Consider the following 25946-nt stretch of genomic DNA (forward strand, 5'->3'; position numbering starts at 1 on the left):
GAATGATCGGCGGTTTGGCCCGTGCTTTCCCCGAACAGGGCGGATTTGCCACCTGGGGGCAATCCGCAGTGCGGCGGATCAGTGCTGCTGGCTGGGGTTCTGTTGCGCGGGGGCGGCGCCCACCGGCAGTTCGGGGGCCACGCCCATGTCGACCAGCGGGTCGTTGGCGGCCGTGGCGCTCGCTTCCACCGTGGGATCGAGTGCGGCCGCGCGGTTGGCCAGGGTCACCCGCTCCATGACGACATTGGCCAGGCTGATCAGCAGGATGATCCCGCCCAGGCCAAACAGCCCCACTTGCAGGCGATAGACCGCCTGCGCGCGCAGTTCACGGGGCGAAAGCGGGACATGATGCACCGGCGCGATCGGCGCAGCCGATGCGGCCCCGAACGGGGTCAACTTGCGTTCGCGATGCAATCGGAACAGCGCCATCGCGCGGCTATAGCTTATTGCTCAAGCCACGGGAAGATGGGCAGCCCCTTGGCGCGCAGCCATTCGGGATTGTAGAGCGACGAGAGATAGCGGAAGCCGGTATCGCACAGGATCGTGGCTACCCGCGCGCCAGGGCCGAGTTGCTTGGCTAGCGCCACTGCGCCTGCCACGTTGATCCCGCTCGACAGGCCCAGGCACAGCCCTTCCTCGGCCAAGAGGCGCTCGACCCAATAAAGCCCTTCCTGGTCGGAAATGCGGAACTGGGTATCGATCGGCGCGCCTTCCAGGTTCGCGGTGATGCGGCCCTGGCCGATGCCTTCGGCGACAGAAGACCCTTCGGCCTTGAGTTCGCCATGGGCGTAATAGTTGTAGAGCGCAGCGCCGTGGGGATCAGCCAGGCCCACGGTGATCTTTTCGTCAAAGGCCTTGAGGCCCATGCCGGTGCCGGCGATCGTGCCACCGGTGCCCGCCGCGCAGATGAACCCATCGACGCGGCCATCCATCTGCGCCCAGATTTCGGGCGCAGTGCTTTCGATATGGGCGCGGCGGTTGGCAATGTTGTCGAACTGGTTGGCCCAGATCGCGCCTTCGGTTTCCTCGGCAATGCGGCGCGAGGTGTGGACGAAATGGTTGGGATTGGAAAAGGGCGCCGCCGGCACCAGCACAAGCTCGGCCCGCAGCGCGCGCAGCGTATCCATCTTTTCGCGCGACTGCGTCTCGGGCATGACGATCACGCTTTTGTAGCCCAGCGCATTGGCGACCAGCGCCAGGCCGATGCCGGTGTTGCCCGCCGTACCTTCGACGATGGTGCCGCCCGGCTGCAGCGCGCCGCGTTCCTCGGCATCGCGCACGATCCACAACGCGGCGCGATCCTTGACCGAGGCACCGGGGTTGGCAAATTCGCACTTGCCATAGATTTCGGCGCCAGCCGCCTCGCTCGGGCCGGCCAGGCGCACGAGCGGAGTGTTGCCGATCAAGGAGAGGCTGTCAGGGACGATCGCGGAAGCAGTCATGCCTTGCGAGGTAAGGCGCCATGACGCAAACGGCAACCCAATTGCGCTTGGGGCCGGCAAAGCTATTCGCGCGCCGCCCGGATCGCCGCTGCCCCGGCAAACGGCGCCACGGCCAGCGCTACCAGGCTGCACGCCGCCAGCAGGCCGAGCCCGCCCTCACCTCCCGGTTGCAGCGAACCAGCCCCGAAAATCAGCAGCGGCACCGTCAGCGGAATGGCCAGCAGCCCGCCCAGCGCCGCACCGGCGCGCAGGCCGGCAGTGAGCGCGGCGATCGTCACGCCAATCGCCGCAAGCCCCGGCGTGCCGAGCAGCAGACCCCATTCGACCATGGCCAGTTGCCCGGCATCGAGCGAGAGCAGCCCGGCTGCCACGGGCGCTGCCAGGAGCAGCGGCACGCCAAAGCTGATCCAGTGCGCCACGATCCGCACCATCAGCAGCACTTCTTCCGACAGGCCGCGCAACGCCCACTGATCGAACAGCCCGGCTTCGACATCGGGCTCTACCAGCCGATCAAGCGGCAGGATCGCGGCCAGCAGCGCCGCGACCCAGATCACGCCAGCCCCGGTGCGAGCCAGCAGGCGCGCATCCGGCCCCACGGCAAAGGGATAGAGCATCGCCACGGCCAGGAAGAACAGCAGCGGCAGCGCAGCCCCGCCCCGCCCCTGCGCGCCGCGCAGCAGCAGCGCCAGATCACGGCGGAAGATCGGCCAGATGCGCGCGATCATGCCCAGTCTCCATCGCCATCATCGCTTTGTAGCGCGGGCACGTGATCGGCCATGGCCAGGGTCTGCACCCCGGCCAGCGCCAGCGGCTGGTGCGAGGCGATGATCACCAGGCCCCCCGCGGCACGGTGCGCCTCGATCGCGGCTTGGGCCCTGGCCGCCCAGGCCGTGTCGAGGCCATTGAGCGGTTCGTCGAGCAGCCAGATCGGCGCCTGCGCCGCAGCCAGGCGCGCCAGCGCGGCGCGCTTCTTCTGCCCGGTGGAAAGATAGCGCACCGGCACATCGGCCAGATCAGCCAGGCCGAAGGGATCATCCCGCGTGGGCACGGTGCGATCGATCGCATGCCAGAACGCCAGCGCCCGGCCCAGCGGCTGATGCGGATCGAGCGCGAGCCGCTCGTCGACCAGGGCGACGTTGCCAGCGCGCTCCACGCTGCCGGCAAAGGGCCGCATCAGCCCCGCCAGGATGCGGATCAAGCTGGATTTACCGATGCCATTGGCGCCGGCCAGATGCAGCGCCTGTCCCGCTTCCAGCGCAAAGCCCACGCCGCGAAACAACACGCGATCGCCACGCCGACAGGCAAGGTCATGGGCGGCAAGATGGGGCGCGGTCATGTGATCAAGCCGTAGCCGTGCCACCGCCCCGCCGCAACCGGCGGCGCAGCGTGCCCGGCAGCCAGCGCGCGGCAAAGGCCAGGCGCCCCGCCGTGGGGCCGACCAGCATATGCAGGCGCGGCCCATGCACCGCCTGCCACGCCGCCTCAGCCACGGCATCGGGCGTGCCGATCTCCAACCCCTGGCGCACCACTGCGTCTGTGATCGTGCCGGGCGTGGCGGCATTGGGTGCGTGTTCGAGCAGCGGCGTGGCGATGAAGCCAGGCATGAGGCTGCGCACGGCAATCCCATCGCCCGCCCATTCGGCGTCGAGCGCCTCGGTCAGCGCGCGCAGGCCCGCCTTGGTGGCAGCATAGACCGACGTGCCCGGCGTGCCATAGAGCGCAGCCGCGCTGGCGGTGTTGAGCAGGCAGGCGCCCTGCCCCGCGGCCGCCTTGAGCCAGGGATAGGCCGCCCGTGCGCCCAGCGTGGCGCCGGTCAGGTTGATCGCGATCACCCGTTCGATTTCGTCCACCGTGCACTGCGCCAAGGCGCCGCCCAGCGGCACGCCGGCGTTGTTGGCGACGACATGGATCACGCCGCCCCCTGCCGCTGCGGCCAAGCCCAAGGCAATGTCCCACCCAGCGGCATCGCGCACGTCGAGCAGGTGAGCTGACCAGCGCCCGGCCGGCAGCAGCGCACCGGTCTGGGCCATGCCGGCGCTATCGACATCGGCCAGCGCCACAAACCAGCCTTCCCGGGCGAAGCGGATGGCGATGGCCCGGCCGATGCCCGACGCGCCACCGGTGACGAAGATGCATTTCGTCATAGCGCGGGATTGGCATAGCAATGCCAGGTAAACAGCGCGAGGGCGCCGCGATGCGGGCGCCAGGGCTCGGCCAGGGCGCGCGTTTCCTTCTCGCTCGGCCGTTCCGGCAGGCCCAGCAACTTGCCCAGGCCAACCTGCACGGCAAGGTCTCCTGCTGGCCAGATATCGGGCCGTCCTTCGGCAAACAGCAAATAGATTTCGGCAGACCAGCGGCCCACGCCCTTGATCTGCACCAGTTGGGCAATGGCCGCCTCATCATCATCGGGCAAGGCCGCCAGATCGAGCGCGCCCGATACCACCAGTTCGCACAGCGAGCGGGCATAGCCCTGCTTCTGGCGAGACAGGCCACAGCTGCGCAGCGCATCGAAATCGGCCGCGAGCAGATCGGCCGGCGGCATGTCGGGACCCAGCAGCGCTTCGAGCCGCGCCCACACCGATGCGGCTGCCGCCACGCTCACCTGCTGCCCGACGATGGTGCGCAGCAGCGTACGGTAGCCGGTTTCGCGAATGCGCGGTTCGGGATAGCCGACTTTGGCCAAAGCTGCGGCAAAAGCCGGGTTCTGCGTGGCGAGATGATCCAGTCCCGCCGTGATCGCCTGGTTAGAAAGTCCCATTCGGCGCTGCATCCCTTCGCACATGCTCAAATTTTTCTGGCCAATATTTTCCCAGGGCATTAGCAGCCGGGACGAAGGGCGAACAGAGATCGATGCGAATCCCGCCCACCATGAGGAGCTTTAGACAATGCCGAAGCTTGTTGTCGTCGATCGTGCCGGTGCCGAAAAGGCCATCGAAGTGGATAGCGGCCTTACCGTGATGGAAGCCATCCGCGATAACGGCTTTGACGAATTGCTTGCCCTGTGCGGCGGGTGCTGCTCGTGCGCCACGTGCCATGTCTATGTCGATGATGGCGCCGACGCGCTGCCGACGATGAGCGAAGACGAGAACGACCTGCTCGACAGCTCGGACCACCGCACCGCCACGTCGCGCCTGTCGTGCCAGCTGCCGGTCGTCGATGGCCTCAAGGTCACCATCGCGCCGGAAGACTGATCTTTCGCGCGTTGACGCAAAAAAAGGCGCCGGGGCATCGCTCCGGCGCCTTTTTTTGCGGATGAGGATCGCGAATTACAGCGACAGACCCGCGGTTTCCGGTAGGCCTGCCATCAGATTGAGCGTCTGCACCGCCGCGCCGCTGGCGCCCTTGCCCAGATTGTCGAGCTGGGCGACGAGGCGCACCTGGGTGCCATCCTTGCTGCCAATCACGCTCAGCGCGAGGCCGTCCCACGCCTGGGCGCTGCGGCGCATCAGGAACTCGCCCTCGGCCGGCGCGCCGTGCTTGACGCTGACGATCGGGCTGCCGGCATAGAACGCGTCCAGCGCCGCGAACATCGCCTCTGCCGAACCGGCGCCGGGCATCGCTTGCAATGACAGTGGCACTTCCACCACCATGCCGCGCAGCGCCGGCACCACCGCCGGGCTGAACAGCGGAGCGACCGAAAGACCGGCATAGGCAGTCATTTCCGGCACGTGCTTGTGCCCGAAGGCCAGGCCATAGCCGCGCCAGGCAATATCGGTATCGTCTTCGAACCGGGCGATCAGCGCCTTGCCGCCACCCGAATAGCCCGAAACGGCGTGCACCACATAGGGCCAGTTGGCCGGCAGCAGGCCAGCGCGCACCAGCGGCGCGACCAGGGCGATGAAGCCGGTGGGATAACAGCCGGGATTGGACACGCGGCGCGCATTGGCCACGGCATCGCGACCGACCACTTCGGGCAGGCCATAAGTCCAGCCTTCGGCCACGCGGTGCGCGGTGGAGGCATCGATCACGCGCGTGGTATCGTTGGCGACCATCGCCACGGCCGCGCGCGCGGCATCGTCGGGCAGGCACAAGATCACCACGTCGGCGGCGTTGATCGCCTCGGCCCGGGCGCCATCATCCTTGCGGCGGGCTTCGTCCAGCGTGATCAGCGCAAATTCGCTACGCCCGGCGAGCCGCTCGGCAATTTCCAGGCCGGTCGTGCCGGCAGCGCCATCGATGAAAACCTGCGTGGTCATGCTACCAACTCCAGCGCAGAAAGCGGCACATAGCCCACCAGGCCGCCTTCATCCGATGCCTGGCCCCAGGCCCAGCCGCCGGCCATGTCGAGCACGGCAAAGGTTTCGCCCGCCGGCAGTTGCGCGATGGCCTCGGCATCGCTGCGCCCGGCCTTGAGCAGGGCCGTTTCAGCGACCACGCGGTGCGGCATCGGCACGGCATAGTGCGGCACGAAGACGCGGCCAGCCAGGCGGACATGCGCCAGATCGCCACGAACCGGCAGGCGCAGCGGATCGACCTTGGCCGAAGGGCCGGACAGAGCCAGTTCTCCCTCGGGCGCTACGGCCGGGGAAACGACAAGGGCAAGATCGGATTCGGCAGACAAGGCGGGTTCCCGGACATTCGCAAAGGCGCGCGCTTAGCCGCCCTTGCCCCGGGATTCAAGTTTTGCGCCATCCGCGCCGCGTTCAGCCCGCCGCGTAGCGCCCCTGCAGCAGGCCCCAGGCCGCGCGCAGGCCCAGCGCTTCACCACCCTTGGGCCGGCCCGGCTTGCCCACCGGGCGCCAGGCAAAGGTATCGAAATGCAGCCAATCGATCCCCTCGCCGACAAAGCGATCGAGGAACAGCGCCGCCACGCTGGCCCCGGCAAAACCATTGCTGGGCGAATTCTGCAGATCGGCGACATCGGATTTCAGCCACTCGCGATAGGCATCGTGCAGCGGCAACTGCCAGCACGGATCATCGCGCCCGATCCCGGCGGCGAGCAGAGCCTGCGCCGTCTCGTCGCGCCGGGCAAACATCGCCGGCAGATCGGGGCCCAGTGCCACCCGCGCTGCGCCGGTCAGCGTGGCAAAGTCGATCACCAGTTCGGGCTTGGCCTCGCTCGCACGGGTCAGCGCGTCGCCCAGCACCAGGCGCCCTTCGGCATCGGTGTTGGTCACTTCCACGCTCAAGCCCTGGCGCGTGCGCAGAATGTCTCCCGGACGGAAAGCGTTGCCGGAAATGGCATTTTCCACTGCCGGGACCAGCAGATGCAACCGCACCGGCAGGTTTTGCCCCATGATCAGCCCGGCCAGCGCCAGGGCATGGGCCGCGCCGCCCATATCCTTTTTCATCAGCGCCATGCCCGAAGCGGGCTTGATATCGAGGCCGCCGGAATCAAAGCACACGCCCTTGCCCACCACGGCCACGCGGGGATGGCTGGGGTTCCCCCATTCCAGCTCGATCAGGCGCGGGGCGTGGCTGCGCGCGGCGGCGCGGCCCACCGCATGGACCATCGGATAGTCCCGCTCCAGCACGTCGCCGGCAATCACATGGATCGTGGCGTGGTGCGCCTTGGCCAGGGCGCGGGCTTCGGCCTCCAATTGCGCCGGGCCCATGTCTTCGGCGGGGGTATTGACCAGATCACGCACCATGGTGACCGCCGCCGCTTCGGCCAGGGCCAGCGGCAGGGCGCGCACCGCGCTGGTCAGCAGCACGCGCGGGCCGGGCTCGCTGCCCTGGCTGCGATAGCGATCGAACCGGTATTGCGCGGTGACCCACCCATGCAGCGCGGGGGCAGCATCGCCCACGCCGGCCAGGCGATAGGTGCCGGCAGGCAGCCGCTCTGCCGCGCGGGCCAGGCACCAGGTGCCGAGCTTGGCGCGATCGGCGACGCCCGCCACCGCGATCCAGCCATCGCCATCCCCCTCGGGCACGACGGCCACCTCGCCGGCAGCGCCAGCAAAGGCTTGTGCCGTCAGCAGGGCACGCGCCTGGCCGCTGCGGGCGCGCAGCCAATCGGGCAGGCCTGCCTTGTCGACAATGTGCAGGGCAATCGCGCTCTGGTCGCGATCGGGCTGGATCAACGCGTTCTTGTCGGTCATCTTGGACCAGACCTTGGCGCAGGACGGCGCCAAGATCGAGAGGAAAATGCCCCGCGATGCCCCTTATGCCAGCCCCCCGCCACTCTGCCCTGCTGCCTGCCCTGATGACCCTGGCCATGCTTGCCGCCTGCAACCGCCAGCCGGCAACGCCCGCCCCGGCCAGCCAGGCCGCGCCGCCTGACACGACCACGACCACGGCCAGCGCCACCACCAGCCACGCCAGCGCCCAGGCGACGCAATCTTCCACCGCCGGGCATGCGGTGAAGGAAAGCACCGATGCCTATGAATTCAGCTATTCCTGGCCTGCTGCGGCCGATGCCCAGCCCGCCCTGCGCGCCCGCCTGGCGGCAGACGAGGCCGCCCAGCGCGCCACGCTCAAGCACGATGCCGAGCAGGGGCAGAAGGAAGCGGCGCGCGACAAGTATCCGTTCCATGCCTTTGGCCATTGGCAGGAATGGCAGGTTGTCGCCGACTTGCCCGATTGGCTCAGCCTGTCGAGCCTGGTCGGCAACGACAGCGGCGGCGCCCATCCCAACTATGGCTATGCCGCGATCCTGTGGGACAAGCGCGCCGGCCAGGCCCGCAATGCGCTAGACCTGTTCACCGCCCGCGCCGCGCTCACCGGCGCGATCCACGCCGATTTCTGCAAGGCACTGGACGCGCAACGCGCCAAGAAGCGCGGCGGCCATGCCAGCCTGGGCGGCGACAGTGGCTTTGACGCCTGCGTCGATCCCTTGGCGCAGACGGTGATCCTGGGCTCGCGCGGCAAGAAGGCGTTCGACCGCATCGGCTTCCTGATCGCGCCCTATGAAGCCGGGCCTTATGCCGAGGGATCGTATGAAGTGACGCTGCCGGTCACGCCGGCGGTGCTGGCGGCCGTGAAGCCGGAATGGCGCGGGGCTTTTGCTGTGCAGTAAAGTGCGGCTCGCGACTACGGGGTTTGTTGCGCCGACAAAGAAGCTGGACCCCGGATCAAGTCCGGGGTGACGATAGTCTTTATGGTGATTTTTTCTTCGTCACCCCGGACTTGATCCGGGGTCCAGCTATCTGCTTTGCCAGCCTCATGCGATCTTCGCGCACAAAGCCACGTAGCGAAATGCCATCTTCGTGCCTTCGTGTGAAGATATCCTGCCAGCTGGGCAGCCTGCGCCGCACGATCCAACCTCGCAATTTCGCGCGCGCCCCGCTATATCGTGGCGATGACCGAATATGTGACCGTAGACGACACCGAAACCGTCCTGCGCGACGGAACGATCAAGCTCCATGGCCCCGCCGGGTTCGAGGGCATGCGCAAGGCCGGGCGCCTGGCGGCCGAAATCCTTGATGCCGTGGCGCCGCTGGTGCAGCCCGGCGTGACCACTGCCGCCATCGACGATGTCGTGCGGCAGATGACGCTCGACGCCGGCGCGGTGCCGGCGACGCTGGGCTATCGCGGCTATGCGCATTCGTGCTGCATCTCGATAAACCATGTGGTGTGCCACGGCATTCCGTCGGACAAGACCTTCAAGGACGGCGACATCGTCAATATCGACGTGACGCCGCTGCTCGATGGCTGGCACGGCGATACCAGCCGGATGTATCTGGTTGGTGACGTGCCGTTGAAGGCGCGCCGCCTGGTCGACGTGACCTATGAGTGTCTAATGATCGGCATCGAGCAGGCCAAGCCCGGCGCGCGGCTGGGCGATATCGGCGCGGCGATCCAGGCCCATGCCGAAAAGCAGCGCTATGGCGTGGTTCGCGATTTCTGCGGGCACGGCCTGGGCCGCCTGTTCCACGATGCGCCCGAAGTGGTGCACGCCGCGCGCGCCGGCACTGGCCCGGTGCTCAAGCCCGGCATGTTCTTCACGATCGAACCGATGATCAATCTGGGCAAGCCCGCCGTGAAAATCCTCGACGATGGCTGGACGGCCGTGACGCGCGACCGTTCGCTGTCTGCTCAGTTCGAACATTCGATCGGCATCACCGAAGACGGCTGCGAGATTTTCACCACCAGCCCCAAAGGCCTGCACAAGCCGCCCTACGCCGCCTGATCCGCTGCGCTGCACAGGCAGGGGCTGCCCAAAAAACAGGCAACCCCTGCCTTTTATTTAAGCATTTTTCCGTCGCATCTGCGCAACAACCCGCATGATTTTGCACAGGGTTGGGTTGCATTCTTTCTTTCCCCCTGAATTTCCCGCTTTCGCACCGGGCGGCAATGGCCTAGGGCACTGTGCTTAACAGTGGCACGATTCTTGTTAGGATCGGGTCTGCGGACACGAGGAACATGCGCCTGCCCACACTTGCGTGGTGCAGCGCGGCATCAGGTGCAGGGGTCAGGAACCGGTGAAGAAGATCGAAGCGATCATCAAACCCTTCAAGCTCGACGAAGTGAAGGAAGCGCTGCACGAAATCGGCGTTTCGGGCATCACCGTGACCGAAGCCAAGGGTTTCGGCCGCCAGAAGGGCCATACCGAGCTCTATCGCGGCGCGGAATACGTCGTCGATTTCCTGCCCAAGGTGAAGCTCGAGGTCGTCGTGGCCGACGCCCTGGTGGAGCGCGTGGTGGAAGCCGTGGCGGCTGCTGCACAGACCGGCCGCATCGGCGATGGCAAGATCTTCGTGATCCCCATCGAAAGCGCCCTGCGCATCCGCACCGGCGAACGCGACAACGACGCGATCTGAACGAATTTCGCCGCAGCGTGCGCCTGGTCTCCACCCTGGGTGGAGGGCAGACCGGCGGTGCGGCGGGTGAAGCGGGGGTGGCCTTGGGACGGGCGGCCTCCTTTTCCAACCACCCCTGAAGCCCGCGTCTTTATCCAGCGGGCAAACAGAAGGACCAGCGATGGCAAGTGCAAAGGACATCCTCGCCCGTATCAAGGAAGAGGAAATCGAGTGGGTTGATCTCCGCTTCACCGACCCCAAGGGCAAGTGGCAGCACCTCACCATGGTGTCGTCGGTCCTGGGCGAAGACGAACTGGAAGACGGCCTGATGTTCGACGGCTCGTCGATCGAAGGCTGGAAGGCCATCAACGAGTCGGACATGATCCTCAAGCCCGACCTCGACTCGGTCTATGTCGATCCGTTCTCGGCCACGCCGATGCTGATCATCAACTGCGACATCGTCGAACCGTCGACCGGCGAACTCTATTCGCGCGATCCGCGTTCGACCGCCAAGCGCGCCGAAGCCTTCCTCAAGTCGACCGGCATCGGTGACACCGTCTATGTCGGCCCGGAAGCGGAATTCTTCCTGTTCGACGACGTCAAGTTCTATGACGGCTATGACGGCAACGGCTTCAAGATCGACGACATCGAGCTGCCGACCAACTCGAACAAGGACTACGAAGCCGGCAACCTGGCGCACCGTCCGCGTGCCAAGGGTGGCTACTTCCCCGTTGCCCCGGTCGACAGCTGCGTCGACATCCGCGGCGAAATGGTTTCGACCATGCTCGAAATGGGCCTGCCCTGCGACAAGCACCACCACGAAGTGGCCGCCGCGCAGCACGAACTGGGCCTGACCTTCGGCACCCTGGTGCAGACGGCCGACCGCATGCAGATCTACAAGTACGTCGTGCAGCAGGTCGCGCAGGCCTATGGCAAGACGGCCACGTTCATGCCCAAGCCGATCATGAAGGACAACGGCTCGGGCATGCACACCCACATCTCGATCTGGGATTCGGGCAAGCCCCTGTTCGCTGGCAATGGCTATGCCGGCCTGTCGGACATGTGCCTGTACTTCATCGGTGGCGTGATCAAGCACGCCAAGGCGCTGAACGCGTTCACCAACCCCACCACCAACAGCTACAAGCGCCTGGTGCCGGGTTATGAAGCGCCGGTGCTGCTGGCCTATTCGGCCCGCAACCGTTCAGCCTCGTGCCGCATCCCCTATGGCGCCGGCGCCAAGGCCAAGCGCGTGGAATTCCGTTTCCCCGACGCGATGGCCAACCCCTACCTCGCCTATGCCGCGCTGCTGATGGCTGGCCTCGACGGGATCAAGAACAAGATCCACCCGGGCGAAGCCATGGACAAGAACCTCTACGATCTGCCGCCGGCCGAACTCGCCGCCGTGCCGACCGTGTGCGGTTCGCTGCGCGAAGCGCTGGACTCGCTGGCCGCTGACCACGACTTCCTGCTCGATGGCGGCGTGTTCACCAAGGACCAGATCGAAAGCTACATCGAACTCAAGTGGCCCGAAGTGTTCCGTTGGGAAACCACGCCTTCGGCCGTCGAATTCGACATGTACTACAGCTCGTAAGCGAGTTGGCCTTGCCGCAGCGATGCGGCAGGCACGAAAGACAGACGCCCGGACCCAAGCGGTCCGGGCGTTTTTCGTGTCCGCCATGCTGCATTGCAAAAGTTATCCACAGCCAGGATGAATGCAGGATAAACGGCCCGGCGCGAGCGGTGAAGCGTGGGAACCCCCGGTTCCAGAATCCGCCGCAAACCCTAAGGTGCAGGCCATGCTTCGCACCGCACTCACCGCCCTGGCCGCCTTCGCTTCGCTTGCTGCACTGCCGAACGTGGCCCATGCCCGGCTCCAGTGCGTGACCTATGCCCGCCAGGTTTCCGACGTTCAGCTTTCGGGCAATGCGCGCGATTGGTGGGGCAATGCGGCTGGCACTTATGCCCGCGGGCAAGAGCCCAAGGCCGGTGCCGTCCTCGCATTCCGCGCTTCACACTCCATGCCCTATGGCCACGTCGCCGTGGTCAGCAAGGTGGTCGATGCCCGCCACGTGATGATCAACCATGCCAACTGGTCGCGCCCTGGCATGGTCGAACGCGGCGTGATGGCGGTTGACGTGTCGGCCGCTGGTGACTGGTCGGAAGTGCGCGTATGGTACGGCCCGACCCAATCGCTCGGCATGCGCCCCTCGCCCGCCTTCGGCTTCATCTACCCCCACGGCGCCCCCGCCAGCGCCGCCCCGGTTACCCAGACCGCCGCGATCGAACTGGCCATGGTGGACAAGGCGCAGGGCTGAACGCTCCGCGCTACGCCGAAGCAACAAAGCCGCCCGTTTCGGGCGGTTTTTTGTTGGCCGGGGTGTTGGGTGTGGAACGATCAAGCAGCGGAACCCCGGATCAGGCCCAGGGTGACGAAATTCACATAGGCGCTAGACACTTACCGTCACCCCGGACTTGATCCGGGGTCCCGCTATTCTGCGCCAGCCACTGGCCCTTGGCACAGAAAAGCGCATGGTCTGCACTCCCCCTCCGACGGACCTGCGGTCCGCCACCTCCCCCACGGTGTGAGGAAGGATCCGGGGTGTCAGATCGCCTGCTGCATGTGCTGGGCGGCGTTGCGGGCCAAAAGAGCGCAGGCCTGATCGGCCGGCAGCGCGGGCCAGAACAGATGCCCTTGCACGAACTCGCACCCGGCGGCGTGGACCAGGCGGCGTTGCAGCTCGGTTTCCACCCCTTCGGCCACCACTTTCATGCGCAGGGTCTGCCCCAGCGCGACGATTGCCCCCAGGATCGATTGCGCATCGAGGTCGCTTTCGATGTTCTGCACGAACGAGCGATCGATCTTGATGCGGTCGAACTGGAACGAGCGCAGGTAGCTCAGCGAGGAATAGCCGATGCCGAAATCATCGAGCGCGATGCGGAAGCCCATGTCCTGAAGCGTCGTGAGCGTTTGCGCCACATGGTCGCTGCGATCGAGCATTACGCCCTCGGTCACTTCCAGGATCACTCGCTGCGGCGAGATGCCGGTTTCCTGCACCAACGCCGCGATCGTTTCGATAAAGCCCTGGGCCATGATCTGGATCGGCGAAAGATTGATCGAGATATCGGCGGCAGGCCAGTGCCGGCACTGCATGAACACACGGCGCAGCATCCAGGTGCCCAGCGGCACCATCAGCCCGGATTGTTCGGCAATCGGCACGAACACGCCCGGCCCGATATCGCCGCGCTCGGGGTGCGGCCAGCGCAACAGCGCCTCGAACCCTTCGATCTGCCACGTGGCGAGATCGACGATCGGCTGGAAGTGCGCCTCCAGTTCGTCGTTGGCGATGGCGCGGCGCAGTTCCAGCTCCAGTTCGCGCGCCAGCCGCTCGGTGGCGTCCATGCCGTTGGTATAGCAGCGATAGCGCGCGCGGCCGCCCTGCTTGGCCCGATAGAGCGCAATGTCGGCACGGCGCAGCAGTTCGGCGGCATCGTCGGTTTGCCCCGGCCCCCAGCTGATCCCGCATGAGCATGTCACGCCCAGGCTGTGCCCGGCGATGATGAACGGATCGGCCATCAGGCCCACGATCTGCCGCCCCAGCGCATTGGCCGCACCCAGCCCGCCCGTGGTGCGCCGCAGAACCACGAACTCGTCGCCGCCAAACCGTGCGATGAGATCAGTCTGCAGCAATCCGTCGCGCAGGCGCTGCGCCACCTGGGTGACCAGTTCGTCGCCCACATGGTGCCCCATCGTGTCGTTCACGGTCTTGAACGCATCGAGATCGATATAGCCCACGAACACGTCGCCCTGGCCGCCCGCCTGACGCTGGCGGTTGGCATCGGCCAGTTCCTCGCGCAGGCGTTCGGCAAAGTGCAGGCGATTGGCCAGGCCAGACATGGGATCATGCAGTGCGTTGTATTGCGCCTGGGCTTCGCTCAACTGCAGATGCTGCGTGGTGGCGCGCATACGCCGCACGATCATCACGCCACCGGCCAACACCGCCAGGAACAGGAAAATCCAGGTGGCGAGCAGCGGCGCCGTGCCACGCCAGATGGCTGGCCCAGGCAATTGCGGGGTCCACACGAAGAAGCCCACCCGCGTGCCATCGGCGCTGAAGCGCGGCAGGGAATTGACCGTGCTCAGCGGCGGCAGCGTGCGCACGAAGTGAAAATCGGGCAGCAGCAGATCGGCCGCCAGCGCGTGCAGCACGCGATCATCGACCAGGCGCAGCGAAACGAGATAGCGCGGCTCGGTCGTGAGCAAGGCATAGTTCCGATCGGGTACGATGGCCGCGGCGGTCAACAGCATCAGCCGGCCGTCATGCCAAACCAGCGACGACCCCCACCGTGAAAGCGGCGCGCCGCGCGCATCGAACGGCCACAGCGCCCCGCCCACGCGGCGAAACTGCGCCACCTGGCCATAGACGCGGCGGTTGCTGCGCGCCTGGGACAAAACCGATTCCACCTGCCAGCGCGCCTTGGCATAGGGATAGTCGGGCATCACCTGGCCATGCCGCCAGCCGCGCACCAGCGTGCCGTTGGGTTCGACCAGCATGGTCTCTTCGGCGCCCTGGTTGGTCCACGGGAACACGCCCAGTTCGCGGTCCATCCATGGCAGATCAGTGTGCCGCACGGCATGCTGGACCGAATCATCCCACACCAGTTGCCCGGTCTGGCCGATGATTACCGTACGCACCCGCGTATCGAGATAGCGCGCGACCATCTCGCGCTCATCCTTGCGGGTAAAGGCATCGGCCACATGGATGGAATGATTGAGCGCTGCCATTAGCGCGCCCGACAGGGCCAGCAGTGCCGCGAACGTGGCACCGACAATCCAGCCCGTGCGCTGTTCCTCGCTCAACCTCGTGTCCCCCGGCCCGTGGATCTGGCGCGTCACGCACCAACCACTTGGGAAGCGTGGAGGAATATTACCAATAAATGGTTAGCGCCCGCCCCAGACCTACGGTGAATCGCCTATTCCCGGCGATTTTCAAATTCGGGAACCAGCCCTTTGGTGCACCGTTTACCAGCCACACAAGGATGCCAATCCGCGCCACCGCCACAGGCGGGGCGCCACCCGTTCCAGGAGCCCCGCCATGCTTTTGACCATCGCTCTCGTTCTGCTCGTGCTTTGGGCGCTGGGCGTCTTCGCCTTCAAGGTGACCGCCGGCGTCATCCACATTCTGCTGGTGCTCGCCCTGATCATCGGTCTGGTGCAGCTGTTTACCGGCCGCCGAACCGTCTAACGGACGCGCGTTTCGGGTTTCACGCCGTGCACAACCGTTTGGTCGTGCACGGCGCGAAACCCTATCCATTCTGCACAATACCTCCGCTTGCCATCGCCGCCTGCGCTCCCTAAAAGTTAGCTTACCTAACTTATTGATTGGAGAAGCGCGATGCGCGAACGCCTTCAGCATTATATCGATGGCCAATGGGTCAACAGCCAGGGCGGCCGCCGCCACGAGGTGATCAACCCGGCGACGGAAGAACCCTGCGCCGCGATCACGCTCGGCACTGCTGCAGATGTCGACACCGCCGTGGCTGCCGCGCGCCGCGCCTTCAAGACCTTCAGCCGGACGACTCGCGAAGAGCGCCTTGCGCTGCTCGACCGCGTCGTTGCGGAATACAAGAAGCGCATCCCCGATCTGGCCCACGCCATGGCCGAGGAAATGGGCGCGCCGTTGAGCTTTGCCAGCACGGCCCAGGTTGGCGCCGGAATCGGTGGCTTCATGGGGACCATCGCGGCCCTCAAGAACTTCCAGTTCGTGGAAGACAATGGCGCCTTCAAGGTGGCCCACGAGCCGATCGGCGTGGTCGGCCTGATCACCCCATGGAACTGGCCGCTTAACCAGATCGCGCTCAAAGTGGCGCCAGCTCTGGCCGCCGGCAACACCATGGTGCTCAAGCCTTCGGAAGAATGCCCCACCTGCGCCGCCATTCTCGCTGAAATCATGGACGCCGCCGGCGTGCCGGCAGGCGTGTTCAACCTGGTTCAGGGCGATGGCCCCGGTGTGGGCACGGCGATCAGCAGCCATCCCGATATCGACATGGTCAGCTTCACCGGCTCAACCCGCGCCGGCATCATGGTGGCCAAGGCGGCGGCCGACACGGTCAAGCGCGTGCACCAGGAACTGGGTGGCAAGTCGCCCAACCTCGTGCTGCCCGATGCCGATTTTGCCAGCCAGCTGCCGGCGACCGCCTCTGGCCCGCTGGTCAATTCGGGGCAAAGCTGCATCTCCCCCACGCGCATCCTTGTCCCGCGTGAACGCCAGGCCGAGGCCGCCGCGTTCGTCAAGGCAATGTATTCCGCCGCCAAGGTCGGCAACCCACTGGAGGAAGGCAGCCACCTCGGCCCGGTGGTCAACAAGGCGCAGCACGACAAGATCCGCGACCTGATCCAGTCGGCGATCGACGAAGGCGCCACGCTGGAATGCGGCGGCCCTGACCTGCCGGCCGAGGTCAACCGTGGCTATTACATTGCGCCCACGCTGTTTTCCAATGTCACGCCGGACATGCGCATTGCCAAGGAAGAGATCTTTGGCCCGGTGGCCACGATCATCCCCTATGACAGCCTGGACGAGGCGATCGAGATCGCCAACGACACCAGCTATGGCCTTTCGGCCTGCATCACCGGCGATCCGGCCAAGGCGGCAGACGTGGTTCCCGCCCTGCGCGCCGGCATGGTGGCGATCAACAACTGGGGCCCCACCCCCGGCGCCCCGTTCGGCGGATACAAGCAATCGGGCAATGGCCGTGAAGGCGGGCTCTATGGCCTGAAGGACTTCATGGAAATGAAGGCGATCAGCGGCTTGCCTGCGTAATCTGCATTCCGGCCAGAGCCACGCGTGATCGTGCGGCTCTGGCCATGCCAACACCGGCCGGCGATTTCAGGTGGTGGACTTGCGCAGTTCGCTGCCCAGCCGGTCGATCGCCGCCTTCATCTGCTGCAAATCGCCCAAGGGCATGTCGAGCGCGGACAGCACATCGAGCGGCACGCATTCCACCTGGGCCACCACCTCTGCGCCGGCCGGAGCGAGCGCCACGCGAACCACGCGCTCATCCTCCGCGTCACGCCGGCGCACCACCAGCCCGGCAGCCTCCATCCGCTTGAGCAGCGGCGTGAGCGTGTTGGATTCCAGGAACAGGACTTCGCCCAGTTCGCCCACGGTGCGGTCTTCCGCCTGGGCCAGGGCCACCAGCACCAGATATTGCAGATAGGTCAGGCCGTGGGGCGCCAGCAGCTGCTTGTAGAGCCGGTTGAACGCCAGTTGCGCCGCATAGACCGAAAAGCACAGCATGTTGGCAAAGGGTTTGTCAGCCGTGCCGGTGGCCAAGGGTGCTCCGCCGGCCGCCATCTGTGCCGCCAGCTCGGCAGCCGCCTGGGGGCCGGAAAGCGCGGTATCGAGCGGGTCTGACGGGGTCTGTTCCATATCGACAAGATAAATCGCGTGCGATCAAATCGCAAGTGCTTGACCTTTCCGCGCGACTCACCTATTTAAATCGCACACGATTTAATCGTTTTCGATATTAAACCGCGAAAGGAACTCTGTCATGTCGATCAAGCCGCTTTACACCGCCCATGCCAAGGCCACTGGTGGCCGCGATGGCCGCGCCACGATTGCCGAAGACGGCGTGAACAATGGCCTCGACGTTACGCTGGCCACTCCCAAGGAACTGGGTGGCAATGGCGCCGGCAACAACCCCGAACAGCTGTTCGCCGCCGGCTATGCCGCCTGCTTTATCGGCGCGATGAAGTTCGCCGCCAGCCAGGACAAGGCCCTGCCCCGCGTTCCGGCTGACATCGCGGTGGATTCGGCCGTCGGCATCGGCCCGCGCAGCGATGGCGGCTTTGGCCTGACCGTGGCCCTGACCGTGCACCTGCCCGGTGTAGACCGCGCCGCAGCCGAAGCGCTGGTGGCCAAGGCCGATGAAATCTGCCCCTACAGCCACGCCACGCGCGGCAACATCGATGTGACGCTCAGCGTCGCCTGATGTGCACGGCGGCCGGCGGGGTCACCATCCCGCCGGCACGTCGGGATAGCTGTCGAGCACCGGGCCAAGCGCCGCGCGCAGCGGATCGAGCCAGGGCTCGAACCGCTTCCAGTGCTCCACCGCATCGGTATAGATCGGCTGGCGTACCTGCTCCGAACTGGCGGTGCGCACCGCGCGGCGATTTTGCCAGAACGCCAGGCAACCTTCTTCGAACGGCACCCCCACCGCACCCAGCAAGGCCCGCACCTGGCCCGGCGTATCGGCCACCATTGCTTCATAAATCACACGGTGCACCGCGCCGGGTATCGCGCGATCGAACGCAGCCATCTGCCGCACATAGGCGGCGTAATAGTGGCCGATCTCGCTCAGGTCATAGCTGAACACCTGGCCGCGGGCGAAATACTGCTTCCACCCGGAAAAGCAGCAGCCCAGCGGATGGCGCCGCGCATCGATCACCGTCGCATTGGGCAGGATCAGGCGGATCAGCCCCACATGCTGCCAATTGTTGGGCATCTTGTCGACGAAGTAGGGACGATCGGTCTTGCGGTGGATGCGCGTGCGCTCGATATATTCCTCGCCCATCCGGCGGCAATCGTCCGGTCCAAGCGCGGCGAGCAGCGCTGCCATGTCGGCAAACTCGCCCCCTTCGCCGTCATTGGCATCCACCCGTGATTGCAGGCGGTCGGCAATCAGCATCATGTCGGGCAGTTCCATCGTGCCCTCGATCTGCGAATGGCTGGCCAGGATCTGCTCCACCAGCGTCGATCCGCTGCGCGGCAAGCCCACCACGAAGATGGGATCGGCGGCCGGGCAGCCCCAGCCGGCCCGCTCTGCCAAAAAGGCGGGCGTGAACAGGGCGGCATGGCGATCGACCGCGGCGGCGGTGCGCGCTGGATCATAATCCAGCACGCTGCGGCGCAGGGCATTGCCGCGCGCATAATGGGCAAAGGCGCTTTCGGCAGCGGCGGGATCGTCGCGGCTCAGGTCTTCAAAGGCCTTGCCCAGGGCAAAGTGCATCTGCGCCACATCTTCGGCACGCTCATCCCCCACAGCATCGTGAGGCAGGGCCGCGCGCATCGCGGCGATATCGGCCTGTTCCAGTCGCACGGTCTTGAGGTTGGCCAGGCTCCACCACGCCTCTCCCGTTGCCGGATCGAGCGCAGCGGCGCGGCGATAGGCCTCGATCGCGGCGGCCTGGTTGCCGATGGTCTTTTCCACGTGGCCGAGATTGAGCCACACCCGTGGTCGCCCCGGATCGCGCGCCAGGATCGCCCGGTAAAGATCGCGCGCGCCCTCCTGGTCACCGATGCGCACCAGCAAAGAGGCCTTGAGCATGGCATGGCCGCCATGCTCGGGGTCATCGGCCACCAGGCGGCTGGCATGGTCCAGCGCCTCGGCCACATCGGGCCCCATCGCCAGGATGCGCACCAGCAATTCGCGTGCCGCCACGAACGCCGGCGCGCGCGCCACGGCGGCACGCAGCAGCGGCAGCGCCGCCTCGATCTCTCCCTGCCGCCACAGCACCTCGCCCAGCAGGCGCAGCGCCGCCGGATCGGTGGGGATCATCGCCAGACGCGCGCGGACATGGGTTTCCGCCTCGTCCAGCCGCCCTTCTCCCATGGCCAGGGCGGCCCGCAGCAGCACGGGGTCCTTGGCCGCAGCCTCGATACCGGCAACTTCGGCCTGGCCGGCGTCGGCTTCGTCACCGCTGGCGCGCAGCAGCGTGGCGAGCGCCTGCCAGACATGGGCCAGATCAGGCTTGAGCGCCACGGCCCGGCGCAATTGCGCCATCGCTGCGGCGTCTTCGCCCAAGGCAGCAAGCGTCAGCCCCAGTTCGGCCGCCGCAGCTGCCGCGCGCGGCTGGCTCGCCACCAGCGCAGCAAGCACGCTGCGCGCCTCGGCCAGGTGGCCCAGCACGCGCAGGGCCTGGCCTTCGAGCAGGAGGGCGTGAGGGTGGCCCGGCACCGCGCGCAGGATCTCGCGCGCCTGGGCCAGGGCCAGCGCCGGCTGGCGCGCCATCAGGCGGGCCGCATGGCCCAGCGCTGCATCAACCGTTCCGCTGGCCGAACCACCCGCATCAGCAGGTGCGGTTCCCACGCCATGCCGGCCGGCCACGTCATTTGCCATCACAGATCCTGCCTTGCGGTTTTGCCCCGATCACCATGACCGGAAACATGACATGCCCGCGCGATTACGCAACTGCGAACAGCTCCTCCCCCAGGCCGGCTCAATCGCCTGCACAATCTGCGATGCCAGATCGCTGAATTTTGTTGACAGCCGGCGTTTTGCTGGCACTATCCGCAACAAGATAGTGATTGAGACCGCGCCGCATCGCGGCACTATTGTGTAGAATCAACAGCTTGCAATCGCTGCGCTGCAATGCCGCAGATCACTCGCGCTGTTAGCGGCATGGCGCGCCACGGCAATCGGGCGCCACAAGGGTTTGATCGCACCGGTGCGCAAATCGGCACGGCGACTGCACAAAAAGCGGCATAATTACAACACCGCCGCCAAGATCATCACCAAACGACAATCATAAAAACAAGCGTTCGCAGGAAGACGGCAGAAAAAGAACTTCAGGCCATCAGGGGGCATGAACAATGGTGTTTGAACAACGGTCGCAGATGAGGCGTGCACTGGGTATTCTCGGCGCCTCGACCGTCCTTTCCAGCATGGCGCTGCCGGTTGCGGCCTTGGCCCAGTCGGCACCAGCGCCCGCCCCGGCCCCCGATGCGGCCGCTGCAGACAATGGCACCGGCGGCCTTGGCGAAATCGTGGTCACCGCCACGCGCAAGGCCGAAAGCGTGCAGAAGGTGCCGATCTCGATCCAGGCGCTGGGCGCGGAAAAGCTGGAACAGCACCAGGTCAGCACGTTTGCCGATTACGCCAGCATGCTGCCCTCGGTCAGCTTTTCCGGGCTCGGGCCAGGGCAGAGCGAAGTCTATTTCCGCGGCATTGCCGTGGATGGTGGCGCACTGTCGACCAGCGGCACCTATCTCGATGACGTGCCGATTTCGCAGCCGGGGCGGATGCCCGAAGTGCACATCTACGATATCGAGCGGGTCGAGGCGCTGTCGGGCCCGCAAGGGACGCTCTATGGCGCCGGCTCGCTGGCGGGTACGCTGCGCATCATCACCAACAAGGCCAAGATCGGCAAGTTCGAGGCCGGCACCGATGTCCAGGTCGATGCCTATGGCAAGGGCGCGGCCGGCGCGATGGTCGAAGGCTTCGTCAACATCCCGGTGAACGAGCACATCGCCGTGCGCATGATGGGCTTCTACGATCACGAGGGCGGCTACATCGACAACACCCACGGCACGTACACCTATCAGTTGGGCGATGATGATCCCAACACGACCTATACCGTGGACAACGCCACGCTGGTGCAGAAGAACTACAACCCGGTCGATAGCTATGGCGGTCGCGTCAATGCCACGATCGAGGCGGGCGACTGGAAGCTCTATCCTTCCGTCACCTATCAGTATCTCGATGCCAAGGGCTTCTTCAACTATGATCCGCGCGTCGGCGATCTGCAGGTGCACGATTACAGCCCGACCGAGAATATCGACAAGTGGGTCCAGGCCTCGCTGACGATCCAGGGCAAGATCGGCGATTTCGACCTGGTGTCTTCGTCGGGCTATTTCCGCCGCAAGATTCACAATACCAGTGACTATACCTATTACTCGGTCCACTATGACCAGCTTGGTCCGGGCTATGAAAACTATCTCAAGTTCCGTGACAAGAGCGGCAACTTCATCAACCCGACGCAGTCCTATATCGGCCGCCTGACCCAGACCAAGGTGACGCAGGAACTGCGCCTTTCGGTGCCCAAGGAATGGGGTTTCGACCTGACCGTAGGCGGCTTCTTCCAGTTCCAGAAGATGGCCCAGGACGACGATTACCAGATCCCCGGCCTGAGCCAGATCGACCTCGCCACCTCATGCGCCGATGGCTGCCAGTGGAACCCGGCGATCAAACGCGACGCGTTCTACAACCAGGATCTCAACCAGCGATTCCGCGACTATGCGGTGTTTGCCGAAGGCACCGTGCCGATCACCTCGCAGATCAAGGTGACCGGCGGCATCCGCGTGTTCAAGGCCAACAACTCGGTCTATGGATTCAGCGGCGTCGCCAGCCAGGCGCTTAAACTTGGCTGTACCGTGCCGTTCCCGGCCGACCAGCGGTTTTCCTGCGTCAACAACAACAAGCCGGCCTACAACGAGACCGGCGAAACCCATAAGGTGAGCGTGACCTGGCAGGTCACGTCCGACAAGATGGTCTATGCCACCTATTCCACCGGGTTCCGCCCTGGCGGCACCAACCAGTTGCCAGAGATGGGCACTTACAAGGCCGATCGGCTGGCCAATTACGAAGTGGGCGTCAAGACCAGCTGGAACAACAAGCTGCGCTGGAACGCGGCGGTCTATTATGAAAAGTGGACCGGTGTGCAATACACCGTCATCCCGTTGGGATATTTCGGCAACGGCGGCACGGTCAATGCTGGTGCGGCGCGAGTGTTCGGCATCGAATCCGATTTCGATCTCAAGCTCGGGCAGTTCACGATCAGCGGTTCCGGGTCATACAACGATGCCAAGCTGACGCAGGATTTCTGCGTGCTCGACCCTGCCACCCTCACCCCGATCAGCGATTGCACCGGCAAGCCAGACGAGATCGCCGCCGCCAAGGGCACGCGCCTGCCGCGCCAGCCCCGCTTCAAGGGCCAGCTTTCGGCGCGGTATGAAGGCGATCTGGGCTCGCTCAACGATTTCGCGCAAGTGACCATGCACGCCCAGACGCTGTCGACCTCCAACCTCGACACCTACAAGAACAGCCTCTTGGGCAACACGCCGGGCTTCGTCAGCTTCGATTTCTCCACCGGCGTATCGAAGGACAACTGGACGCTGACGGCCTTCATCGAAAACGTGTTCGATCGCCGTGGCGAGCTGTCCAAGAACACGTTCTGCGCGATCGAATACTGCTCGGGCTCTTCGCGCACCATGCCGATCAAGCCTCAGTATTTCGGGCTGAAATATTCCATGCGCTATTGACGCGGCGCTCTCGCCAACCGCCAGAGCACTTTCCACCCTTGCCCCCGTCGCGCCCCGGCGCGGCGGGGGTCGTTTTATCTGCCGGCGCAGCTGCCACGGACAACTGGCCGTTTCGCTCTGCCCGTGGTAGCCTGGCGGGAATGACACCAGCAGACCGTGCCATCACCACCCCGCGTCCCGGTGGCTATGCCCGTGGCGCGGCCACGGCCGAAGCCATCGTCAAGGCCGCGCACAAGGTGCTGATCGAGGAAGGCGCCGCGCAGTTCACCGTGCGCCGTATCGCCGCCGAATGCGGGATGAAGGTGGGCAATGTCAGCTATCATTTCCCGCGCAAGGAAATGCTGGTCCAGCTCATGCTCGACGACATGCTGGAAAGCTATGACAAGGTACTCGATAACGAGGTGCGCCAGCCCGGCCTTACCGCGCAGGAGCGGCTGCGCCGGGTGATCGCGCTGTGCCTGGAAGATATTGCCGGCATGCGCACCACGCGCCTGTTTACCGAACTGTGGGCCATGGCCAACCACAACGCCGTGGTGGCAGAGCGGGTGGCGCAGTTCTATGCCCGCGTCCACGGGGTTATCTGCGAATATGTCAGCGCGCTGAACCCCGCGCTGTCTGCGGCCGAAACCCAGACCGTGGCGCTCTACATCAGCGCCTCGATGGAAGGGGCGACACCCTTTCTCGGCTATCGCAAGCCCTGGGCCGATCGCATGCCGGCGTTCATCGCAATCGCCGGCAAGGCGCTGGTGGAACTGGCCTGTACCATCACCCCGGACGACATTGCCGGGCTGGGCATGCCCACCCGCGATCCATGTGATGCCAGATAGCGAGAAAAGTTTTGCGGCACCTGCGAATGTCGCTTGACTGAAATAGGACATTCGTCAAAACTTGTGATCGCAATGGCATGTGGGGGCATGCCGGACTCGGGCAAACACCCGGTCCTTCGCGCCCTTGCCAATGCCGCGATCACCACGGGCTGTCACATTCGAACAGGGGCCGGCCACGATGACGTTTGCTGCCATCAAGGGGCGTTTTCTCGCAACTGCAACACTGGCCGTGGCGCTGGCCGGCGGCCTGCCTGGGGCGCTGGCGCCGTCGGCCATGGCGGCCCCGGTCGCCGCACCGATCGCGTCGGTGGAACCCGAACAGTCTGACGTGGCGCAGTTGACGCCGCCCAAGACCAGCTGGTTCTTCATCAACGGCGGGTTCACGTCCAATTCCTCGGTCATCTACGATACCGTCAGTGGCAAGCTGATCGGCCACGTCGAAACCCCGCAGTTGACCGACCTGGCGCTCGATCCTGCGGGCAAGTTCTATTACGTGTCGTCCACCTTGTGGACCAAGGGCCTGCGCGGAACGCGGCAGGACTATGTCTCGGTGTTCGACAGCGTCGATCTCAAGCTTCAGGCAGATATTGCCATGCCGGGCCGGCTGCTGGTGGGCGGCCGGATGAACAATTTCGTGGTCAGCCCCGATGGCAAGTTCGGCTATGTCTACAACATGAGCCCGGCCTCGTCGGTCAACGTGATCGATCTGACGGCGCGCAAGTTCGTCAAGACGGTGGAACTGCCCGGCTGCGCCAGCCTGGTTCCGGTGCCCGGCGTGGGCCTGTCGGCGCTGTGCTCCGATGGCTCGCTCGCCACGTTGAGCCTGGCCGGCGGGAAAAGCCAGATCACCCGCAGCGATCCGTTCTTTTCCGCCACCGACGATCCGATCTTCGACAATTTCGAAGTCGATCGCGGGCACAACCAGATCGTGATGCTGAGCTATACCGGCAAGGTCTATACCGCTACGCTGGGGGCCAAGCCGGTGATTGCCGCGCCGTTCTCTTTGCAGGAAGCCGCCGGCGTGCCGGCCGGATCGGCCGCGCCCAACCAGGTCAACTGGTATCCGGGCGGGGTGCAACAGATGGCCCTGCACCGCGCCACCGGCCAGGTCTATATCCTGATGCACATGGGCGAGTTCTGGTCGCACAAAGCCGGCGCGAGCGAAGTGTGGCAGCTCGACCTGGCCAGCCACAAGGTGGTCAAGCGCATGGCCGTGCCCGGCGAACCGCGCATGATTGCCGTGACGCAGGAAGCCGCCCCCCACCTGGTCTTTGCTGGCGAGGACGAGACGGTCTACGTCTATGACCTGGCCACCGGCAAGCAGGCGTGGAAGCTGGATCATGCCGGCAATGGTGTGATCACGGTGGCGCAGCCGCAGTGATCGCGCTCGGCGCCCCGGATGCGGCCTCTGCGGCGATCGGCCTGATGGCCGTGGCGCTGACCGGGCGCATTGCCACGGTGGGCGTGGGGCTGGTGTTCCTTACTGCGGCAGCGGGCAAGCTGCGCCATCGGGTTTTGCTACCCGGCGTGATCGCCAATTACCGCCTCTTGCCGCCGGCCCTGGTGGCGCCTGTGGCCAGCGCCCTACCCGTGGCAGAACTGATCCTGGGCGCTTGGCTGCTGTCTGGCCTGATGACGCCGCCAGCAGCCGCCGTTGCCGCGCTGCTGCTGGGCATTTTCGCCTGGGCCATGGCGGTCAACCTGCGGCGCGGGCGTGGGCATATCGATTGCGGCTGCGGCCATGCCGCGCTGCGCCAGCCGCTGGCCTGGCCGCTGGTCATGCGCAACGTGGTGCTAGCCGCGCTGCTGCTGCCGGCCTTGGCCACGGCGCCACTGCCGGGGCAGGCCTGGCTGCTGGGCGCGGCTGGGGGAATCGTGCTGTTTCTGTTGGTGCAATTGTTCAATGCGATCGTGGCCCTGGCGGGTTCTCCGCTGGCCCCGGCGCGAAAAGGGTAGCGG

25 protein-coding genes are annotated in these 25946 nt (G+C 65.6%); 13 read left to right on the plus strand and 12 right to left on the minus strand.

Going from position 1 to position 25946, the window contains the following annotated elements; genetic code table 11:
- Positions 1–78: 78 nt before the first annotated feature.
- The 6 genes from ABIC78_RS04205 to ABIC78_RS04230 form a co-directional block, all read right to left on the minus strand.
- Positions 79–414 carry a hypothetical protein gene (locus ABIC78_RS04205; RefSeq protein ID WP_233253890.1) on the minus strand — a complete coding sequence of 112 codons (336 nt, stop codon included), beginning with the start codon at positions 412–414 and terminating at the stop codon, positions 79–81.
- Between the two features lie 29 nt (positions 415–443).
- On the minus strand, positions 444–1442 hold the full coding sequence (locus ABIC78_RS04210) for a cysteine synthase A (RefSeq protein ID WP_022676166.1): 999 nt from the start codon (positions 1440–1442) through the stop codon (positions 444–446).
- Positions 1443–1504: 62 nt separating this feature from the next.
- Positions 1505–2167 (minus strand): heme exporter protein CcmB, encoded by a 663-nt coding sequence (gene ccmB / locus ABIC78_RS04215; protein WP_054130594.1) that lies wholly within the window; start codon positions 2165–2167, stop codon positions 1505–1507.
- Complete coding sequence (gene ccmA / locus ABIC78_RS04220; protein ID WP_054130595.1) at positions 2164–2778, minus strand: heme ABC exporter ATP-binding protein CcmA; 615 nt, start codon at positions 2776–2778, stop codon at positions 2164–2166. Before ccmA ends, ccmB begins: the two co-directional genes overlap by 4 nt.
- A 4-nt stretch (positions 2779–2782) precedes the next feature.
- The gene (locus ABIC78_RS04225) at positions 2783–3586 is read right to left on the minus strand and encodes an SDR family oxidoreductase (protein ID WP_054130596.1); all 804 of its coding nucleotides are present in this window, start codon (positions 3584–3586) and stop codon (positions 2783–2785) included.
- Complete coding sequence (locus tag ABIC78_RS04230; RefSeq protein WP_022674666.1) at positions 3583–4200, minus strand: DNA-3-methyladenine glycosylase family protein; 618 nt, start codon at positions 4198–4200, stop codon at positions 3583–3585. The genes ABIC78_RS04225 and ABIC78_RS04230 overlap by 4 nt, the downstream gene beginning before the upstream one ends.
- 127 nt (positions 4201–4327) lie before the next feature.
- On the opposite strand from ABIC78_RS04230, the gene ABIC78_RS04235 reads away from it, so the two are divergent.
- Positions 4328–4633, plus strand: coding sequence for a 2Fe-2S iron-sulfur cluster-binding protein (locus ABIC78_RS04235; protein ID WP_022674665.1), 306 nt, complete (start codon positions 4328–4330; stop codon positions 4631–4633).
- A 75-nt stretch (positions 4634–4708) separates the two neighbouring features.
- Here the strand turns inward: ABIC78_RS04235 and argC are convergent, their stop codons facing one another.
- The 3 genes from argC to ABIC78_RS04250 all read right to left on the minus strand — a co-directional run bounded on the left by argC (position 4709) and on the right by ABIC78_RS04250 (position 7483).
- Positions 4709–5638, minus strand: coding sequence for an N-acetyl-gamma-glutamyl-phosphate reductase (argC, locus tag ABIC78_RS04240; RefSeq protein WP_054130597.1), 930 nt, complete (start codon positions 5636–5638; stop codon positions 4709–4711).
- Positions 5635–6003, minus strand: coding sequence for an SH3 domain-containing protein (locus tag ABIC78_RS04245; protein ID WP_054130598.1), 369 nt, complete (start codon positions 6001–6003; stop codon positions 5635–5637). The genes argC and ABIC78_RS04245 overlap by 4 nt, the downstream gene beginning before the upstream one ends.
- An 82-nt stretch (positions 6004–6085) precedes the next feature.
- Complete coding sequence (locus ABIC78_RS04250) at positions 6086–7483, minus strand: leucyl aminopeptidase family protein (protein ID WP_054130599.1); 1398 nt, start codon at positions 7481–7483, stop codon at positions 6086–6088.
- A gap of 56 nt (positions 7484–7539) precedes the next feature.
- Between ABIC78_RS04250 and ABIC78_RS04255 the strand changes: the two genes are divergently transcribed.
- The 5 genes from ABIC78_RS04255 (at position 7540) to ABIC78_RS04275 (ending at position 12438) form a co-directional block, all read left to right on the plus strand.
- The gene (locus tag ABIC78_RS04255) at positions 7540–8400 is read left to right on the plus strand and encodes a PdaC/SigV domain-containing protein (RefSeq protein WP_354487995.1); all 861 of its coding nucleotides are present in this window, start codon (positions 7540–7542) and stop codon (positions 8398–8400) included.
- Positions 8401–8682: 282 nt separating this feature from the next.
- Positions 8683–9513 (plus strand): type I methionyl aminopeptidase, encoded by an 831-nt coding sequence (gene map, locus ABIC78_RS04260; RefSeq protein WP_054130601.1) that lies wholly within the window; start codon positions 8683–8685, stop codon positions 9511–9513.
- A gap of 292 nt (positions 9514–9805) precedes the next feature.
- Positions 9806–10144: a P-II family nitrogen regulator gene (locus ABIC78_RS04265; RefSeq protein WP_022676151.1), complete on the plus strand. Its 339-nt coding sequence runs from the start codon at positions 9806–9808 to the stop codon at positions 10142–10144.
- A gap of 160 nt (positions 10145–10304) precedes the next feature.
- Positions 10305–11714, plus strand: coding sequence for a type I glutamate--ammonia ligase (gene glnA, locus ABIC78_RS04270; RefSeq protein ID WP_022676152.1), 1410 nt, complete (start codon positions 10305–10307; stop codon positions 11712–11714).
- 205 nt (positions 11715–11919) lie between these two features.
- On the plus strand, positions 11920–12438 hold the full coding sequence (locus ABIC78_RS04275) for a CHAP domain-containing protein (RefSeq protein ID WP_022676153.1): 519 nt from the start codon (positions 11920–11922) through the stop codon (positions 12436–12438).
- A gap of 287 nt (positions 12439–12725) precedes the next feature.
- Here the strand turns inward: ABIC78_RS04275 and ABIC78_RS04280 are convergent, their stop codons facing one another.
- On the minus strand, positions 12726–15017 hold the full coding sequence (locus ABIC78_RS04280) for a putative bifunctional diguanylate cyclase/phosphodiesterase (protein WP_051146316.1): 2292 nt from the start codon (positions 15015–15017) through the stop codon (positions 12726–12728).
- Between the two features lie 199 nt (positions 15018–15216).
- Between ABIC78_RS04280 and ABIC78_RS04285 the strand changes: the two genes are divergently transcribed.
- Positions 15217–15366, plus strand: coding sequence for a lmo0937 family membrane protein (locus ABIC78_RS04285; protein ID WP_022676155.1), 150 nt, complete (start codon positions 15217–15219; stop codon positions 15364–15366).
- Positions 15367–15516: 150 nt separating this feature from the next.
- A complete protein-coding gene (locus ABIC78_RS04290) occupies positions 15517–16941 on the plus strand; it encodes an aldehyde dehydrogenase family protein (RefSeq protein ID WP_169041096.1) in 1425 nt (474 codons plus the stop codon).
- Positions 16942–17007: 66 nt separating this feature from the next.
- On the opposite strand, the gene ABIC78_RS04295 is transcribed toward ABIC78_RS04290, so the two are convergent.
- The gene (locus ABIC78_RS04295) at positions 17008–17475 is read right to left on the minus strand and encodes a MarR family winged helix-turn-helix transcriptional regulator (RefSeq protein WP_054130885.1); all 468 of its coding nucleotides are present in this window, start codon (positions 17473–17475) and stop codon (positions 17008–17010) included.
- Positions 17476–17671: 196 nt separating this feature from the next.
- Here ABIC78_RS04295 and ABIC78_RS04300 point away from each other — a divergent pair, with 196 nt between their 5' ends.
- Entirely contained in the window at positions 17672–18112 is a 441-nt protein-coding gene (locus tag ABIC78_RS04300; RefSeq protein WP_169041095.1) for an organic hydroperoxide resistance protein, read from the plus strand.
- Positions 18113–18133: 21 nt separating this feature from the next.
- Here ABIC78_RS04300 and ABIC78_RS04305 read toward each other — a convergent pair whose 3' ends face one another.
- The gene (locus ABIC78_RS04305) at positions 18134–20239 is read right to left on the minus strand and encodes a tetratricopeptide repeat-containing sulfotransferase family protein (RefSeq protein ID WP_354488000.1); all 2106 of its coding nucleotides are present in this window, start codon (positions 20237–20239) and stop codon (positions 18134–18136) included.
- Positions 20240–20736: 497 nt separating this feature from the next.
- On the opposite strand from ABIC78_RS04305, the gene ABIC78_RS04310 reads away from it, so the two are divergent.
- The 4 genes from ABIC78_RS04310 (at position 20737) to ABIC78_RS04325 (ending at position 25943) form a co-directional block, all read left to right on the plus strand.
- Positions 20737–23160, plus strand: a complete 2424-nt coding sequence (locus tag ABIC78_RS04310; RefSeq protein WP_171794709.1) for a TonB-dependent receptor — start codon at positions 20737–20739, stop codon at positions 23158–23160.
- Positions 23161–23300: 140 nt separating this feature from the next.
- Entirely contained in the window at positions 23301–23987 is a 687-nt protein-coding gene (locus tag ABIC78_RS04315) for a TetR/AcrR family transcriptional regulator (protein ID WP_054130605.1), read from the plus strand.
- A gap of 178 nt (positions 23988–24165) precedes the next feature.
- Positions 24166–25368, plus strand: a complete 1203-nt coding sequence (locus ABIC78_RS04320) for an amine dehydrogenase large subunit (protein WP_054130606.1) — start codon at positions 24166–24168, stop codon at positions 25366–25368.
- Positions 25365–25943: a MauE/DoxX family redox-associated membrane protein gene (locus ABIC78_RS04325; RefSeq protein WP_231627517.1), complete on the plus strand. Its 579-nt coding sequence runs from the start codon at positions 25365–25367 to the stop codon at positions 25941–25943. Before ABIC78_RS04320 ends, ABIC78_RS04325 begins: the two co-directional genes overlap by 4 nt.
- Positions 25944–25946: the final 3 nt, after the last annotated feature.

Origin of the sequence: Novosphingobium sp. 1529 (assembly GCF_040544855.1) — a bacterium.
Classification (GTDB): Bacteria; Pseudomonadota; Alphaproteobacteria; order Sphingomonadales; family Sphingomonadaceae; genus Novosphingobium; species Novosphingobium capsulatum.

Coding starts and splice junctions, on each gene's coding strand:
- ABIC78_RS04210 (WP_022676166.1), bottom strand. CDS start 1,442: ATGACTGCTTCCGCGATCGTCCCTGACAGCCTCTCCTTGATCGGCAAC.
- ccmB (WP_054130594.1), bottom strand. CDS start 2,167: ATGATCGCGCGCATCTGGCCGATCTTCCGCCGTGATCTGGCGCTGCTG.
- ccmA (WP_054130595.1), bottom strand. CDS start 2,778: ATGACCGCGCCCCATCTTGCCGCCCATGACCTTGCCTGTCGGCGTGGC.
- ABIC78_RS04225 (WP_054130596.1), bottom strand. CDS start 3,586: ATGACGAAATGCATCTTCGTCACCGGTGGCGCGTCGGGCATCGGCCGG.
- ABIC78_RS04230 (WP_022674666.1), bottom strand. CDS start 4,200: ATGGGACTTTCTAACCAGGCGATCACGGCGGGACTGGATCATCTCGCC.
- ABIC78_RS04235 (WP_022674665.1), top strand. CDS start 4,328: ATGCCGAAGCTTGTTGTCGTCGATCGTGCCGGTGCCGAAAAGGCCATC.
- argC (WP_054130597.1), bottom strand. CDS start 5,638: ATGACCACGCAGGTTTTCATCGATGGCGCTGCCGGCACGACCGGCCTG.
- ABIC78_RS04250 (WP_054130599.1), bottom strand. CDS start 7,483: ATGACCGACAAGAACGCGTTGATCCAGCCCGATCGCGACCAGAGCGCG.
- ABIC78_RS04255 (WP_354487995.1), top strand. CDS start 7,540: ATGCCCCTTATGCCAGCCCCCCGCCACTCTGCCCTGCTGCCTGCCCTG.
- map (WP_054130601.1), top strand. CDS start 8,683: ATGACCGAATATGTGACCGTAGACGACACCGAAACCGTCCTGCGCGAC.
- glnA (WP_022676152.1), top strand. CDS start 10,305: ATGGCAAGTGCAAAGGACATCCTCGCCCGTATCAAGGAAGAGGAAATC.
- ABIC78_RS04275 (WP_022676153.1), top strand. CDS start 11,920: ATGCTTCGCACCGCACTCACCGCCCTGGCCGCCTTCGCTTCGCTTGCT.
- ABIC78_RS04285 (WP_022676155.1), top strand. CDS start 15,217: ATGCTTTTGACCATCGCTCTCGTTCTGCTCGTGCTTTGGGCGCTGGGC.
- ABIC78_RS04290 (WP_169041096.1), top strand. CDS start 15,517: ATGCGCGAACGCCTTCAGCATTATATCGATGGCCAATGGGTCAACAGC.
- ABIC78_RS04295 (WP_054130885.1), bottom strand. CDS start 17,475: ATGGCGGCCGGCGGAGCACCCTTGGCCACCGGCACGGCTGACAAACCC.
- ABIC78_RS04300 (WP_169041095.1), top strand. CDS start 17,672: ATGTCGATCAAGCCGCTTTACACCGCCCATGCCAAGGCCACTGGTGGC.
- ABIC78_RS04305 (WP_354488000.1), bottom strand. CDS start 20,239: ATGGCAAATGACGTGGCCGGCCGGCATGGCGTGGGAACCGCACCTGCT.
- ABIC78_RS04310 (WP_171794709.1), top strand. CDS start 20,737: ATGAGGCGTGCACTGGGTATTCTCGGCGCCTCGACCGTCCTTTCCAGC.
- ABIC78_RS04315 (WP_054130605.1), top strand. CDS start 23,301: ATGACACCAGCAGACCGTGCCATCACCACCCCGCGTCCCGGTGGCTAT.
- ABIC78_RS04320 (WP_054130606.1), top strand. CDS start 24,166: ATGACGTTTGCTGCCATCAAGGGGCGTTTTCTCGCAACTGCAACACTG.